General features: G+C 62.8%; 15 protein-coding genes and 2 pseudogenes. 13 read left to right on the forward strand and 4 right to left on the reverse strand.

What is annotated here, in order from left to right:
* Positions 1 to 54 precede the first annotated feature (54 nt).
* The 7 genes and pseudogenes from ubiE to G5575_RS03510 all read left to right on the forward strand — a co-directional run bounded on the left by ubiE (position 55) and on the right by G5575_RS03510 (position 5,280).
* Positions 55 to 819, forward strand: a complete 765-nt coding sequence (ubiE, locus tag G5575_RS03480; protein ID WP_164533102.1) for a bifunctional demethylmenaquinone methyltransferase/2-methoxy-6-polyprenyl-1,4-benzoquinol methylase UbiE — start codon at positions 55 to 57, stop codon at positions 817 to 819.
* 186 nt (positions 820 to 1,005) lie between these two features.
* Entirely contained in the window at positions 1,006 to 2,553 is a 1,548-nt protein-coding gene (gene ubiB, locus G5575_RS03485; protein ID WP_164533103.1) for a 2-polyprenylphenol 6-hydroxylase, read from the forward strand.
* A gap of 142 nt (positions 2,554 to 2,695) precedes the next feature.
* Positions 2,696 to 3,166 (forward strand): hypothetical protein, encoded by a 471-nt coding sequence (locus G5575_RS03490; protein WP_164533104.1) that lies wholly within the window; start codon positions 2,696 to 2,698, stop codon positions 3,164 to 3,166.
* Positions 3,163 to 3,618, forward strand: coding sequence for a dUTP diphosphatase (gene dut, locus G5575_RS03495; protein WP_164533105.1), 456 nt, complete (start codon positions 3,163 to 3,165; stop codon positions 3,616 to 3,618). Before G5575_RS03490 ends, dut begins: the two co-directional genes overlap by 4 nt.
* Positions 3,569 to 4,318 carry a DUF2259 domain-containing protein gene (locus G5575_RS03500; RefSeq protein ID WP_235935766.1) on the forward strand — a complete coding sequence of 250 codons (750 nt, stop codon included), beginning with the start codon at positions 3,569 to 3,571 and terminating at the stop codon, positions 4,316 to 4,318. Before dut ends, G5575_RS03500 begins: the two co-directional genes overlap by 50 nt.
* Positions 4,308 to 5,038, forward strand: a pseudogene (moeB, locus tag G5575_RS03505) (molybdopterin-synthase adenylyltransferase MoeB). The gene G5575_RS03500 and the pseudogene moeB overlap by 11 nt, the downstream one beginning before the upstream one ends.
* Positions 5,039 to 5,094: 56 nt before the next feature.
* On the forward strand, positions 5,095 to 5,280 hold the full coding sequence (locus tag G5575_RS03510; protein ID WP_164533107.1) for a hypothetical protein: 186 nt from the start codon (positions 5,095 to 5,097) through the stop codon (positions 5,278 to 5,280).
* Positions 5,281 to 5,283: 3 nt separating this feature from the next.
* Here the strand turns inward: G5575_RS03510 and fabB are convergent.
* Together fabB and fabA are read right to left on the reverse strand one after the other, a co-directional pair.
* Positions 5,284 to 6,511, reverse strand: a pseudogene (fabB, locus tag G5575_RS03515) (beta-ketoacyl-ACP synthase I).
* 85 nt (positions 6,512 to 6,596) lie between these two features.
* Positions 6,597 to 7,127: a 3-hydroxyacyl-[acyl-carrier-protein] dehydratase FabA gene (fabA, locus tag G5575_RS03520; protein WP_164533108.1), complete on the reverse strand. Its 531-nt coding sequence runs from the start codon at positions 7,125 to 7,127 to the stop codon at positions 6,597 to 6,599.
* A gap of 170 nt (positions 7,128 to 7,297) precedes the next feature.
* Between fabA and irrA the strand changes: the two genes are divergently transcribed.
* The 5 genes from irrA (at position 7,298) to G5575_RS03545 (ending at position 10,708) form a co-directional block, all read left to right on the forward strand.
* Positions 7,298 to 7,741, forward strand: coding sequence for an iron response transcriptional regulator IrrA (irrA, locus tag G5575_RS03525; protein WP_164533109.1), 444 nt, complete (start codon positions 7,298 to 7,300; stop codon positions 7,739 to 7,741).
* Between the two features lie 95 nt (positions 7,742 to 7,836).
* Entirely contained in the window at positions 7,837 to 8,682 is an 846-nt protein-coding gene (locus G5575_RS03530) for an arylamine N-acetyltransferase family protein (protein ID WP_164533110.1), read from the forward strand.
* Between the two features lie 3 nt (positions 8,683 to 8,685).
* Positions 8,686 to 9,285, forward strand: coding sequence for a YdeI/OmpD-associated family protein (locus G5575_RS03535; protein WP_164533111.1), 600 nt, complete (start codon positions 8,686 to 8,688; stop codon positions 9,283 to 9,285).
* Positions 9,282 to 9,818 (forward strand): DUF1697 domain-containing protein, encoded by a 537-nt coding sequence (locus G5575_RS03540; protein ID WP_164533112.1) that lies wholly within the window; start codon positions 9,282 to 9,284, stop codon positions 9,816 to 9,818. The genes G5575_RS03535 and G5575_RS03540 overlap by 4 nt, the downstream gene beginning before the upstream one ends.
* Positions 9,815 to 10,708, forward strand: coding sequence for a ribokinase (locus G5575_RS03545; RefSeq protein WP_164533113.1), 894 nt, complete (start codon positions 9,815 to 9,817; stop codon positions 10,706 to 10,708). Before G5575_RS03540 ends, G5575_RS03545 begins: the two co-directional genes overlap by 4 nt.
* 53 nt (positions 10,709 to 10,761) lie before the next feature.
* Here the strand turns inward: G5575_RS03545 and G5575_RS03550 are convergent, their stop codons facing one another.
* Together G5575_RS03550 and G5575_RS03555 are read right to left on the reverse strand one after the other, a co-directional pair.
* Positions 10,762 to 11,673 carry a YsnF/AvaK domain-containing protein gene (locus tag G5575_RS03550; protein ID WP_164533114.1) on the reverse strand — a complete coding sequence of 304 codons (912 nt, stop codon included), beginning with the start codon at positions 11,671 to 11,673 and terminating at the stop codon, positions 10,762 to 10,764.
* A gap of 1 nt (position 11,674) precedes the next feature.
* Positions 11,675 to 12,073, reverse strand: coding sequence for a DUF2382 domain-containing protein (locus G5575_RS03555; protein WP_164533115.1), 399 nt, complete (start codon positions 12,071 to 12,073; stop codon positions 11,675 to 11,677).
* Between the two features lie 227 nt (positions 12,074 to 12,300).
* Between G5575_RS03555 and G5575_RS03560 the strand changes: the two genes are divergently transcribed.
* On the forward strand, positions 12,301 to 12,498 hold the full coding sequence (locus tag G5575_RS03560) for a hypothetical protein (protein WP_164533116.1): 198 nt from the start codon (positions 12,301 to 12,303) through the stop codon (positions 12,496 to 12,498).
* The last annotated feature ends 8 nt before the right edge of the window (positions 12,499 to 12,506 follow it).

Below are 12,506 nucleotides of genomic sequence, written 5' to 3' on the forward strand. Positions count from 1 at the left end.
TCCAGCGCCTTATATATGGTGCGCCCGACCGAGACACGCTATCGGAGCGCCGCCATGACCCAGCCCTATGAAACCACCCATTTCGGCGAGCAGACCGTTGCTCTCCAAGACAAGCAGGGCTTGGTCAACAAGGTGTTCCACGACGTCGCCAGCCGCTATGACCTGATGAACGATCTGATGAGCGGCGGGGTTCATCGGCTCTGGAAGGATGCGATGGTGGCAGAACTGGCGCCACCCCGCGCCGGCACGCGTCCCTATCGCGTGCTCGACATGGCAGGCGGCACCGGCGATGTCGGCGAGCGCATCGTCAACTCCTCGCTCGGCTATGCCGAAGTGGTCGTTTCCGACATCAATGCCGATATGCTCCAAGTCGGCGCCGAGCGGGCGCTGAACTGGCGCTATCCGCAGCAGGTGACCTTCACCGAAGCCAATGCCGAAGAGCTGCCCTTCGAGGACAAGAGCTTCGATGCCTATACGATCGCCTTCGGCATCCGCAACGTGCCGCGTATCCAGAAGGCTTTGGACGAAGCCCATCGCGTTTTGAAGCGTGGCGGGCGCATCCTGGTGCTCGAATTCTCGCAGGTCGATATTCCGGGCTTTGACGCCGCCTACCGCATGTACTCGGACACCGTCATACCGCCCATGGGGCGGCTGGTGACCGGCGACGCCCAGCCCTACCAGTATTTCATCGAGTCCATCCGCAAGTTCCCCGATCCCCTGACCTTTGACTCCATGGTCGGCAAGGCGGGCTTTAAACGCGTCAAGCACCAGAGCTTTACGGGCAATATCGCGACGTTGCATTCGGGCTGGAAGCTTTGAGCATTTTGGCACAGGGCCACTCCCTCCCCTTGAGGGGAGGGTAGCGGCGCTAGGCCGCAAGGCCGTAGCAAAGCGGGGTGGGGTGAACCTTGGCACTGGGGTCGGCATGCATGGCCCCACCCCACCCTCATTCCCTCCCCATCGAGGGGAGGGAGGCGCAGGAGCCGCTGACATCGAGGCCATCGCTTGAGTTCAATAGCTTCTACCTTCCGTCTCCTCCATGCCGGCTGGGTGCTGGCGCGCGAGGGCGCTTTTTCCGTGTTGCCGAGCCAGTCACTGCCGCCGATGATGAAGGCCGGTATCGGCCTCGCGCGGCTGGTGGAACGCCGGTCGGTGCGTGAGACCGGGCGGATCGAGCGGCTGAATACTGCGCTGCACAAGCTTGGACCGTCCTATGTCAAGTTCGGCCAGACTCTGGCCACCCGGCCCGATATCGTCGGCGCCGAGGCGGCGGCTGATCTTGCCGGCCTCCAGGACCGCATGCCGCCCTTCGCGCCAGCTCTGGTGCCAACGATCCTCAGAGATGCGCTCGGGCCAAAGGCCGCGCAGCTGCACGACATCACGCCACCGGTTGCCGCGGCCTCGATTGCGCAGGTGCACAAGGCGACGCTGCGCGAACCCGGCGACTCGCCAAAGGTCGTGGCGGTTAAACTGCTGCGGCCCGGCGTCGCCGAGCGCTTCAACGCCGATACGCAATCGCTTTATGCCGGCGCCCGCCTCGCCGAAACCTTTGCCCGCTCGTCGCGGCGCTTAAAACCCACCGAAATTGTCCGCACCCTCGACCATTCCATGCGGCTCGAACTCGACCTGCGCCTCGAGGCGGCCGCCATCTCCGAGATGAGCGAGAACATCAAGGACGATACCGGTTTCACCATTCCCTCGGTGCAGTGGAACCACGTCGCCCAGAACGTTCTCACCACGACCTGGGTCGATGGCATCCCGATCCGCGACCATGCCGCCCTCGACAGGGCCGGCATCGATCGCAAGGCGCTAGCGGCAAAGCTGCTGCAGTCCTTTTTGCGCCATGCCATTCGCGACGGCTTCTTTCATGCCGACATGCATCCGGGCAATCTCTTCGCCGATCCGCGCACCGGCGATGTCATTGCCGTCGATTTCGGCATCATGGGCCGTATCACAAAATACGAGCGGCGCTTCCTTGCCGACATCCTATATGGCTTCATTACCCGCAATTATCGCCTCGTGGCGCAGCGCCATTTCGACATCGGCTATGTGCCGGCGGCGCAATCGGTGGACGATTTCACCCTCGCCATCCGCTCCATCGGCGAACCGCTGCATGGCCGCACCGCCGCCGACATTTCCATGGCCAAGGTTCTGGGTCAGCTTTTCACCATTACCGAACTTTTCCAGATGCAGTCGCGGCCGGAACTGATCCTCTTACAAAAGTCGATGGTCCTGGTGGAAGGCGTCGCCCGCAACCTCGATCCCGATCTCGACATCTGGACCGTGGCCGAACCCGTGGTCGGCGACTGGCTGCGGCGCGAAGAAGGCCCGCTCGGCCGCATCGAGGATCTCTCCGGCCACGTTGCTCGCGTGACCGAAGCTTTGGGTCGCGTGCCCAACCTCATCGCCCAGGCCGAACTCACCATGGCCGAACACCGCGCCATGATGCATCGCCCGCGCGACGGCATGTTGCGCTTTGCCTTATTGGCAGTATTGGCCATGGCCTTTGTCGCGCTCGGCACCGCGACCTTTGCCGCCCTGCAACTGCTCTGAGGGAGCCGATGACCATGCGCACGCTCTGGAAAATCGTGACTGCCACAGGTCTAGCCCTGTCGCTTGCCGGTTGTGTCGATGTCGCGGTCGACGTGGGGCTGACCAGCTCCACCATGGCGGAGAGGCAACGCTGACGCAGACCATGGTTGCCGACTTTTATGCCATGAAGGGGATGAGCGAAGACCCCGAGCAGCAAAGCGCTGCCGACGTCTTCTGCCAGGAGGGCGACCTCACCGAGAACGCCGATGGCAGCGCCACCTGCATCATCTCCGAAGTCGGGGCTTTCGCCGATCTCGACCTCGGCCAGCAGGAGGGCGGCATCACCTTCAGCCCTGCTGGTGACGGGCTCGTCCGCATTGCCATGGCAACTGAAGCGCTGAGCGAAGAAATCAGCGGTGGCGAACCGCTGGATGCTGAAACTGCAAGCCTTGCCGAAGCGATCTTTATCGGTCGCACTTTCACGCTGAGCTTTTCCGGCGCCGAGATCACCGACACCAATATGACCTTGAGCGAAGACGCAACTATTGCCACGAAGTCGCTTCCGATCATCGACATCATTAAGGGCGAGATCGAGCTGCCGCAGGAGTTTTACGCCGTGGTACGTGCGCAATGAGTGTTGCCGTAACGATCAAATGGCTGCCGCATGGCGAAGGGCTGCCCCTGCCGCATTTTGCTACTGCGCAATCGGCGGGCGCCGACCTGCGCGCGGCGCTTTCCGCCGATGCCCCGCTGACGCTCGCGTCCGGTATGCGCGCCATCGTGCCCTGCGGCTTCGCCATGGCGCTGCCAGAGGGTCTTGAGGCGCAGGTACGGCCGCGATCGGGCCTTGCCGCCAAGCATGGCGTCACCGTGCTGAATTCTCCCGGCACGATCGACGCCGATTACCGGGGCGAGGTCATGGTGATCTTGATCAATCTGGGCCAGGAGAGTTTTGTGATCGAGCGCGGCGAGCGCATCGCGCAGATGATCGTGGCGCCGGTGGTGCAGCCGGCTTTTGTGGTGGGAGAGGATCTTGATGCAACGACACGCGGCACGGGCGGCTTCGGTTCTACGGGTCGCTACTAGCCTTTTCCTTGCGGCAATTGCTCTTGCCTCCCCTGCCATAGCGGGCGATCGGGCGCTGATCGATTTCGTCGGCTTTTCCGAAGACTTCCGCTATTTCGCCTTCGAGGAATTCGGTGAGCAGGACGGCTCCGGCTTTGCTTACTCCAACGTTTATGTCGTCGATCTCAGCAACGACAGCTGGGTTGTCGGCACGCCTATCCGTGTCCGCGCCGACAGCGAGGAGGAGAAGCTTGCCGCCATTCGCGCCAAATCCGCCGAACTGGCCGACAACTATGTGGACGATTTTGGCCTGACCGTTCCGGTGGAAGTCGCCGCGCTGATCGGTGACGGTGTTCCCAATACCGATGCCAAAAGCCTCCGGTTCGGTGCGCCGAGCTACAATCCCGGCAATGTTTCCGGAGATTACACCCTGAGCCTCTCGACGTTTGACACCACAGCCGCCGAACCCTGCGGCGACTGGTTCGGCACTGGCCCGCTTGGCTATGAGCTGCGCATCTCGGATGCGGGTGCCGAACGGCTGGTGTATCGGGACGACGACCTGCCCCGCTCGCGCGGCTGTCCGCTCGATTACCGGCTCTATGCCGTCGTCATGCCCTATGGCGGCACGACCATGGGCAATGCCGTGGCCATCGTTTCGGTCTATCCCGGCGGCTTCGAAGGGCCGGACCGGCGCTTTCTCGCGGTGCCGCTTGGCCTCTGACCCGGCACTCTCGCCCGAAGAAACTCGGCGTTACGCCCGCCATCTGGTGCTCAAGGGCGTCGGGGGCGCCGGCCAGCAAAAGCTCAAGGCCGCTCGCGTGGCCGTCGTCGGGGCGGGGGGCTCGGCAGCCCGGCGATCGCCTATCTTGCCGCTGCCGGTATCGGTCGCCTTGGGCTGATCGATCCGGATACGGTGTCGCTCTCGAACCTGCAGCGTCAGGTGATCCACAGCGATGCTACAGTCGGCCGCTCCAAGACCGAAAGCGCCGCCGAATTCGTCGCGGCCCGCAATCCCTATGTCACGCTGGACCTCCATCCGCTCGCGCTGACGGCCGAGAACGCCGCCGGAATCCTCGAAAACTACGATCTCGTGCTCGACGGGACCGACAATCTTGTCACCCGCCGTGCCGTTGCCGCGGCCGCCGAAGGCTTGCGCCTACCGCTGGTCAGCGGCGCTGTGTCGATGTTTTCCGGCCAGCTCACGGTCTTTGCGCCCCATCTTGGCAGTCCGCCGCACCATGCGCTTTACCCGCCGGAGGCCAGCGACGATGCGCTGCCATCCTGCGAAGCCAATGGCATCATCGGGCCCGTGACCGGGGTTATCGGCACGCTGATGGCCATGGAGGCGATCAAGCTCATCATCGGCATCGGCACACCGCTGCTTGGACGGCTCCTGGTTTATGATGCACGCGACGCGAGTTTTTCCGAACTCAGCTACTAAGGGCAACTTCTCGGGCGCCAAAGCCATTCTCGCAGGACCAGATCTGGGGACTGCAGATGACCGATGACGACCTGACAAGGGAAGAGCGCGCAACGCTCCAAAGCTTTGCCGGTGCGGAACAGCCGCAAGACGTTGATCCGCTCCACTTCGATAAGCTTTTGTCGATGGCTCTGCTGGAGCAGAAGGAGGGTGGGCCGGTCTTGACGCAGACCGGCCGCGACTATCTCGATGAACGGAAGTAGGTTTTAAGCGTCGGGGTGCTTGAACACCAGCGCCGCATTGGTGCCGCCGAAGCCGAACGAGTTCGACAGAACGTATCCGAGGTCGACATCGTCGCGTCGCTGCCGGATGATCGGCATGTCGGCAAAGGCCGGGTCGAGATTCTCGATATTGGCGCTTTCGGCGATGAAGCGGTGCTTCATCATCAGGATCGAATAAATCGATTCATGGACGCCCGTCGCGCCCTGTGAATGACCGGTCAGCGACTTGGTGGCCGAGATCGGCGGGCACTTGTCCTCGTAGCCGAAAACGGCGCGCAAGGCTTCCATTTCCTTGAGGTCGCCCACCGGGGTCGAGGTGGCGTGCGGATTGATATAGTCTATTGGCGCCTTGACGTTCTGGAGCGCCATGCGCATGCAGCTCGGCGGCGCCTTCGCCGGACGGGGCGACCATGTCGACGCCATCCGACGTCGCGCCATAACCGACGACTTCAGCCCAGATCTTGGCGCCGCGGGCCTTGGCGTGTTCCAGCTCTTCGAGCACCAGCACGCCGGCGCCGCCCGAGATGACGAAACCATCGCGCGCCGCATCATAGCAGCGGCTGGCCTTGCTCGGATTGTCGTTGAAGTCCGAGCTCATGGCGCCCATAGCGTCGAAAAGGTCGGACAAGGTCCAGTCGAGGTCTTCGTGGCCGCCGGCAAAGACGATGTCCTGCTTGCCCAGCATGATGGCTTCGGCCGCATTGCCGATGCAGTGCTTGGAGGTCGCGCAGGCCGCGGTGATGGAATAGTTGATGCCCTTGATGCCAAAGGACGTGGCAAGCGTCGCAGACGCCGTCGATCCCATGGCCTTGGGCACGGCCAGCGGCCCGATGCGCTTGGGCGACTTCTTCTCGCGCGTGATGTCGGCAGCTTCGACGATGGTGCGGGTAGAGGCGCCGCCCGACCCCATGACGATGCCGGTCATCGGATTGGTGATGTCGGCTTCGGTCAGGCCCGCATCGGCGATGGCCTGCTGCATGGCGAGATAGTTCCACGCCGCGCCACGGCCCATGAAGCGGGTCACGCGGCGATCGAGCTGCTCGAAGGGATCAAGGCGCGGATCGCCCTTGACCTGCGAACGAAAGCCCAGCTCGGCATAGTCCTCGGCAAAGATGATGCCCGGCTTGGCGTCGCGCAGGCTCTGCGTCACCTCGTCGAGCGAATTGCCGATCGAGGAAATGATACCCATCCCGGTTACGACAACTCGTCTCATGCTTTGCTTTTCCTCATAGGTCTTATTAGCGAGCGCTTCTCGTCGGCGCCCATATAGGTGGCAAACGGCGCAGCTTTAAGGCCGATCAGGCGGAGACCTTCTGGTCGGCCAGCTGCGCGTCGGTAAAGAGACCAACGCGTAAGTCCTTGGCTTCATAGATCACTTTGCCGTCAGCCTTGACCCAGCCATCGGCAATCCCGAGCGTCAGCCGCGAGCGCATGACGCGCTTGAGGTCGATGCCGTATTCGACGAGCTTGACGTCATTGGTCACCTGGCCGGTGAACTTGATCTCGCCGCCAAGGGCGCGGCCTTTGCCCGGCTGGCCGATCCAGGAGAGGTAAAAGCCGGTCATCTGCCAGATGGCATCGAGCCCCAGGCACCCCGGCATCACCGGGTCGCCGATAAAGTGGCACTGGAAGAACCAGAGGTCCGGATTGACGTCGAGCTCGGCCCGCACTTGGCCCTTGCCGAAAGCGCCGCCGGTCTCGTCGATCTGGGTGATGCGATCAAACATCAGCATGGGAGGGGCGGGCAAGCGCGCGTCGCCCTGGCCCGGCAATTCGCCGCGGCCATGCGCCAGCAGTTCCTGCTTGTTGAATGCGTTCTGCTGCCTCATCGCGCCGTTCCCAAGATGCTTCAAAGCCTCGCTTCGTATAGGGGGCACGGGGAGGGTCAAGCCGAAGAGCCCCGGCTGCTGGGCGCGGCGAGCCGCCGCTTGTCTCAAACCCATCGTCCAAGTATAAGAAATCCAGCATTTCGACCACGATAACGAGACCTTCCGGCCCAATGCCCGATCGCAGCCTTGCCGCTCATCCTTCCCACCGCCCCTGCGTGACGGCGGTATTGCGCATTGCGGGCCTGCGCCCCACACGGCAGCGCGTGGCCCTGGCCGAACTCCTGTTTCATGGTCCACACCGCCATATCAGCGCCGAACAGCTGCATGCCGAGGCGAGCACGGCCAATGTCAATGTATCGCTGGCAACGATCTACAATACGCTGCACCAGTTCCACGAAGCCGGCCTGCTGCGCGAAGTCGCCATCGACGCCTCGCGCTCCTATTTCGATACCGATACGTCCGATCACCACCACTTCTTTGTCGAAGACGAGCAGCGGATGATCGATATTCCGGCCGATGCGGTCGAGTTCAAGACCCTGCCGCGCGCGCCGAGCGGCATGGAAGTGGCCCATGTCGACGTGGTGATCCGCGTTCGCAAGTCGCAGCCTGAGTAATCTGGGGGTCAAGGGCGTCCGGCTCCGGTCGCCCGTGACAAACCCATCCTGCAAGGCCATAGTGCGCGCCGTTTCAACAGCATCAAGGGTGGCTGATGCCTGTAAAGGTCAGTCTCAACGCCTATTTCGAGCGCATCGGTTTTGCCGGCTCCATTGCCCCGACCGTAGCGACGCTTGAAACGCTGCTGGCGCTCCACGCCGCCAGCATCCCGTTTGAGAACCTTAACCCGCTGACCGGAAGCCCGGTCGCGCTCGATCAACCCGCGCTGGAGCGCAAGCTCCTGGCCGAGCGGCGCGGCGGCTTTTGCTTTGAACACAACACGCTCCTGATGCGCGTGCTGGAGGACCTGGACTTTTCCGTTCGGCCGCTGCTGGCGCGTGGTCTTTGGAACAACCCCGATGGCCGCAGTGGTCCGGCGGGCCACATGGTGCTGCTGATCGACATCATCAATGGCCAGAACTACATCGCCGATGTCGGTTTTGGCGGGCTGACGCTGACGGCGCCGCTGCGGCTGCGCGCCGATGTCGAACAGGCAACGCCGCATGAAACCTTCCGCCTTGTCGGTGGTGCGCCCGAATGGACGCTCGAGGTCAAGATCGCAGATGACTGGCGCGACGTTTTTGCCTTTACCCTCGATGCGGTCGAGCCCGAGCAGCTGGTCGAGGCAGCGCAATTGATGTCGCGCGATCCTGGCATGACTGAGGAGTTGCGGGTTGCGCTTTCCCCGCCGGGTCGCCGTCTCAAGCTGCGCGACCTGCGATTGACGATCCAGACCAGTGGTGGCGAAGCGGAAAAGCGCGAGCTCGAGAGCATGGAAGCGCTTCGCTCGGTGCTCAGCGAAGAGTTCGGCCTTACCCTTCCCAATGACGAGCGGCTCGACCTCGCCTTGTCGCGCCTGTTCCCTCTGCCGCCCGACACCCCCGACCAGGCTCCGCTCTGAACCATGGCGCCGCCGGTGGAGGTTCGGCTGGACAGGCTGCATGAATTTGCCGATTTCGACAGCTTCTACACCTGGCTCGAAAAGCATCGCGACCTTGAAGACGAGGTCTGGATCCGCATTTTCAAGAAGAGCACGGGCAAGCCGACGATCACGCCGCTAGAGGCCATCGACGCGGTGCTTTGTTGGGGCTGGATCGATGCCATCCGCAAGGGCTGGGACGATGAAAGCTTCGTCCAGCGCTATTGCCGCCGGCGGCCCAAGTCTGTCTGGAGCCAGGTCAACCGCGACAATGTCGAGCGGCTCCTGCAGTCGAACCTCATGACCGAGCACGGCATGGTCCATGTCGAGGCTGCGAAGGCCGATGGCCGCTGGGACGCAGCTTATGCCATGAGCATGGACCCGCCAGAGGACCTGATGGCAGCGATCAGGCAGACGCCCGGTGCGCTGGCCATGTTCGAACAGCTCTCCTCGCAAAACCGCTTCGCCCTTATCTTTCGCACCAATGCGCTCAAGACTGCCGCGGCGCGCGAAAAGAAAGTCAAAGCCTTTGCGCAGATGCTGGCGCGGGGCGAAACCATTTATCCGCAGAAAGCCAAGCCATGAGCCTTTGGGTCGCCTTCCTCTGTGGCGTCAATATCGGCAAGCGCCAGATGAAGATGGGCGCGCTGCGCTTGCTTCTCGAAGAAAACGGCTATGGCGACGTCAAGACCATCCTCGCCAGCGGCAATGTGCGCTTCACGACGACGGCCACTGCCGAAGCGATCAAGTCCGATCTTGAAACCATCATCGCCGCGACCTTCGGCTTCAAGTCCGACGTGATCCTGCGCAGCGGCGAGGAAATGGGAGGGCTTCTGGCCAACCATCCCTTCGCCAGCCTCGATGCCGAAGCCGATCTTACCCGCCACGTCATCCTTTATGACAAGCCGCTACCGACGGTCGAACTCGAAAGCCGTCCGGGCGACGTCGAAATCCTGCGCGTCGACGAGCGCGAACTCTATTTTGCCGGATACCGCCAGCCCAATGGCCGCTATACCGAAAATGTAGAGGTCGTGCTCAAACCGCTCGGCAAGGCCATCGGCAAGACCAATCCCGGTACGATGCGCAACTGGAACACCATGGAGAAGATCCTCAAGTGATCACCGTCTTCGGCTCCACCAATCTCGATCAGGTCGGCACCGTTTCGCGCCTTCCCAAGCCCGGCGAAACCGTTGCCGGCGGCACCTTCTCGATGGCGCCAGGCGGCAAGGGAGCCAATCAAGCCCTGGCTGCCCGCCGGGCCGGTGCCCAGGTGCGGCACGTCTCGGCCGTGGGGGACGATGCCTTCGCCGACATGGCGCTGGAACTTCTGAGATCCGGCGGCGTCGATCTTGGGCAGATGCGCCAGGCCGAGGCCGCGACCGGCATCGCCATGATCTTCGTCGATGCCGAAGGCGAAAACGTCATCGCCATCCTGCCGGGGGCCAACGGAACGGTGAGCGCCGCCGATGCCGAAGCGGGTCTTACCCATCTCACCGCGAACGACACCATTCTGGTGCAGCAGGAAGTGCCGCAAGCCGCCACCCGCCGCGCCCTCGAAATTGCGCGGGAACGGGGCGCTCGTAGCGTTCTCAACACGGCGCCCTTCTTGCCCGACACGGCAGAGATGGCGCCACTGGCGGACATCGTCGTTGCCAACGAAACCGAGTTCTCGCTTCTGACCGGACGGCCCATCGCCGAGCTCGACGCCGCCATGGCCGATTGGGTGAAGGAGACGGGACGGAGCATCGTCGTTACGCTCGGTCCCGATGGTGCTCGCGCCCGCACCCCCGAAGGCGATCTTTCGGTCCCGGCACACAAGGTGAAGCCCGTCGATACTGTGGGCGCAGGCGACACCTTCTGCGGCTACCTTGCCGCAGGCCTCGACGCCGGACTAAGCCTCGAAGCTGCGCTCCGCCGTGCCGCGGTTGCCGGCAGCCTGGCTTGCCTCAATCCCGGCGCGCAGCCGGCTATTCCGCTGGCCTCGGCGGTGGATGAGATCGCTGGTTAGCGCAAAGAAAAAGCGGGCCGAAGGGCCCGCTTTCTCCGATATCCTCGCTGCCTTTAGCGGCGGTTGATGCTCTGGCGATCCAAGGCATCGCGATCGTCTTCGATCTCGACTTCGGTCTTGCGAACCGTGTCGTTGATCGTTTCCTGACGGTCCGAAACGTCCTTGCGCAGGGCGATTTCTTCGGTCACGCGCGCTTCCTTGCCGACCACTGCCTGTTCGGCATGCTCTTCGGCTTCGATCGTGCGATCCTGGAAGGCGATATCGGCATCGCTCACCCGACGGTCGACCGGACGGCGCTCGATGTTGACGCGCTCTTCATGGAGGTTGACATTCTCGCTGACGCCTTCTTCGCGAATATAGGAGCGCACGCGGACGCGGCCGAGATTGACGTCGCGCTTGCCGACGACGAGGCGCTCGTCGACCACTGGGATCACGTCTTCATCGCTGCGCGAGGAGAGCGTGTTGTCGCTGGCATAGTCGGCCGAGCCGGCGGCGCCGAACGAACCGGTAGAAGCAGCGGTGGTGGAGCCGGCAGTCGTGCCTGCGCCATAGCCAAGGGCTTCGCTGGTGCCGGCCTGGTAGCCGGTCCAGCCTTCCGAACGCCAGCTTTCTTCGCGTTCGTTGAGGTCGATCGAGCCTTCATCGTCGAGAATGTCGAGGGCGACGTCATAATGGGCGGCAGGCAGGTTGCTGACGGCAACGAGATAGCCGCCGCGGCTCAGGCCCTCGGCATAAGAATAGCGGTCTTCGTCGGGCATGAAGAAATCGGCAAGGGCGGAGAAGAAGCCCTGGTGTTGTTCGCGGCGCTCGGTGACGGGCGTATCGCTTTCATAGCCGGGCATGAGGCTGATGCTGTCGCGGGAGATACCGGCCTCGATCAGGCGATCGACGGCGCGCTGCGCGTCATGCTGGCTGTCGAAAATGGCGGAAAGGGTTGTCGATGCGGTCGCGGAATACTGGCTCATTTCAAATATCCTCTTCGATTGGGTTCGATTTGACGTCTTCGCGTTCGATTTTGGCGTGCTGCTTGCGTAGCTCCACCGGCAGTTCAACGGTTTGGGTGGTCTTGGTCTGACGAATGTGGATTTCTTCCCGAAGCACGAGGCGCTTCTCGACCACGAGGATTTCTTCGACCACGGGAACGATGGTCACCCCATCCTCGGTACGAACCGGAGGGGCCGCATCAATCTCGCGATCGAGGCGTACTCGAACAACTTCCACATCCTGCCGCTCCAGCGCCGCCGACACCAATTGCTCGGCTGTCTCGGTCTGGGTGGTGACGCGGACCCGGCTCGTAAGCAGGTCACGCTTTTCGATCGTCGCCGTCTCGGTGACGAGCTGAAGAACGTCTTCTCTGTCTTGCATCGGCCCTGTCCGCATCTCAGGACGGGAGGAACGACCACCTGACTCTCAAGTTCCGCGAAAATAATGAGGAACCGGCTTTGTCACCGTCCCGTCATTTTTAAGAAAACTTTCACCACACCGCGCGAACATCGGCTCAGCAAGGAGTTCGCGATGCGCAAAATCGAAATAGTGGACGCGGTGCGCCTGCGCTTTCCGGGGCAGAATGCCGATTTCGATCTGGGGTCGAAGTGGGTGCGCTCAGCGTGCTGATGGCGCAGGGCGAGCCGCTCTTGCAGCGCACGGTCTCGGCAGCCGCGGTCGAACAATTGCGCCCGATCGCCGAGCGATTTCGCTATGCCCTCGTGGCCAGCAGCGCGGGCGAGGGCATGATGGAGGTGAGCCTCATCCACTGGTCGCGCCGCCCGCTTCTGCGCGTCGTCAGCTAGAAACCAAG

Source organism: Devosia aurantiaca (assembly GCF_011058215.1).
Lineage (GTDB): Bacteria > Pseudomonadota > Alphaproteobacteria > Rhizobiales > Devosiaceae > Devosia > Devosia aurantiaca.

What these genes read in the sequence shown, in the direction of transcription:
- ubiE (WP_164533102.1), top strand. Translation starts at nt 55, where the DNA reads ATGACCCAGCCCTATGAAACCACCCATTTCGGCGAGCAGACCGTTGCT.
- G5575_RS03490 (WP_164533104.1), top strand. Translation starts at nt 2,696, where the DNA reads ATGGTTGCCGACTTTTATGCCATGAAGGGGATGAGCGAAGACCCCGAG.
- dut (WP_164533105.1), top strand. Translation starts at nt 3,163, where the DNA reads ATGAGTGTTGCCGTAACGATCAAATGGCTGCCGCATGGCGAAGGGCTG.
- G5575_RS03500 (WP_235935766.1), top strand. Translation starts at nt 3,569, where the DNA reads ATGCAACGACACGCGGCACGGGCGGCTTCGGTTCTACGGGTCGCTACT.
- G5575_RS03510 (WP_164533107.1), top strand. Translation starts at nt 5,095, where the DNA reads ATGACCGATGACGACCTGACAAGGGAAGAGCGCGCAACGCTCCAAAGC.
- fabA (WP_164533108.1), bottom strand. Translation starts at nt 7,127, where the DNA reads ATGAGGCAGCAGAACGCATTCAACAAGCAGGAACTGCTGGCGCATGGC.
- irrA (WP_164533109.1), top strand. Translation starts at nt 7,298, where the DNA reads ATGCCCGATCGCAGCCTTGCCGCTCATCCTTCCCACCGCCCCTGCGTG.
- G5575_RS03530 (WP_164533110.1), top strand. Translation starts at nt 7,837, where the DNA reads ATGCCTGTAAAGGTCAGTCTCAACGCCTATTTCGAGCGCATCGGTTTT.
- G5575_RS03535 (WP_164533111.1), top strand. Translation starts at nt 8,686, where the DNA reads ATGGCGCCGCCGGTGGAGGTTCGGCTGGACAGGCTGCATGAATTTGCC.
- G5575_RS03540 (WP_164533112.1), top strand. Translation starts at nt 9,282, where the DNA reads ATGAGCCTTTGGGTCGCCTTCCTCTGTGGCGTCAATATCGGCAAGCGC.
- G5575_RS03550 (WP_164533114.1), bottom strand. Translation starts at nt 11,673, where the DNA reads ATGAGCCAGTATTCCGCGACCGCATCGACAACCCTTTCCGCCATTTTC.
- G5575_RS03555 (WP_164533115.1), bottom strand. Translation starts at nt 12,073, where the DNA reads ATGCAAGACAGAGAAGACGTTCTTCAGCTCGTCACCGAGACGGCGACG.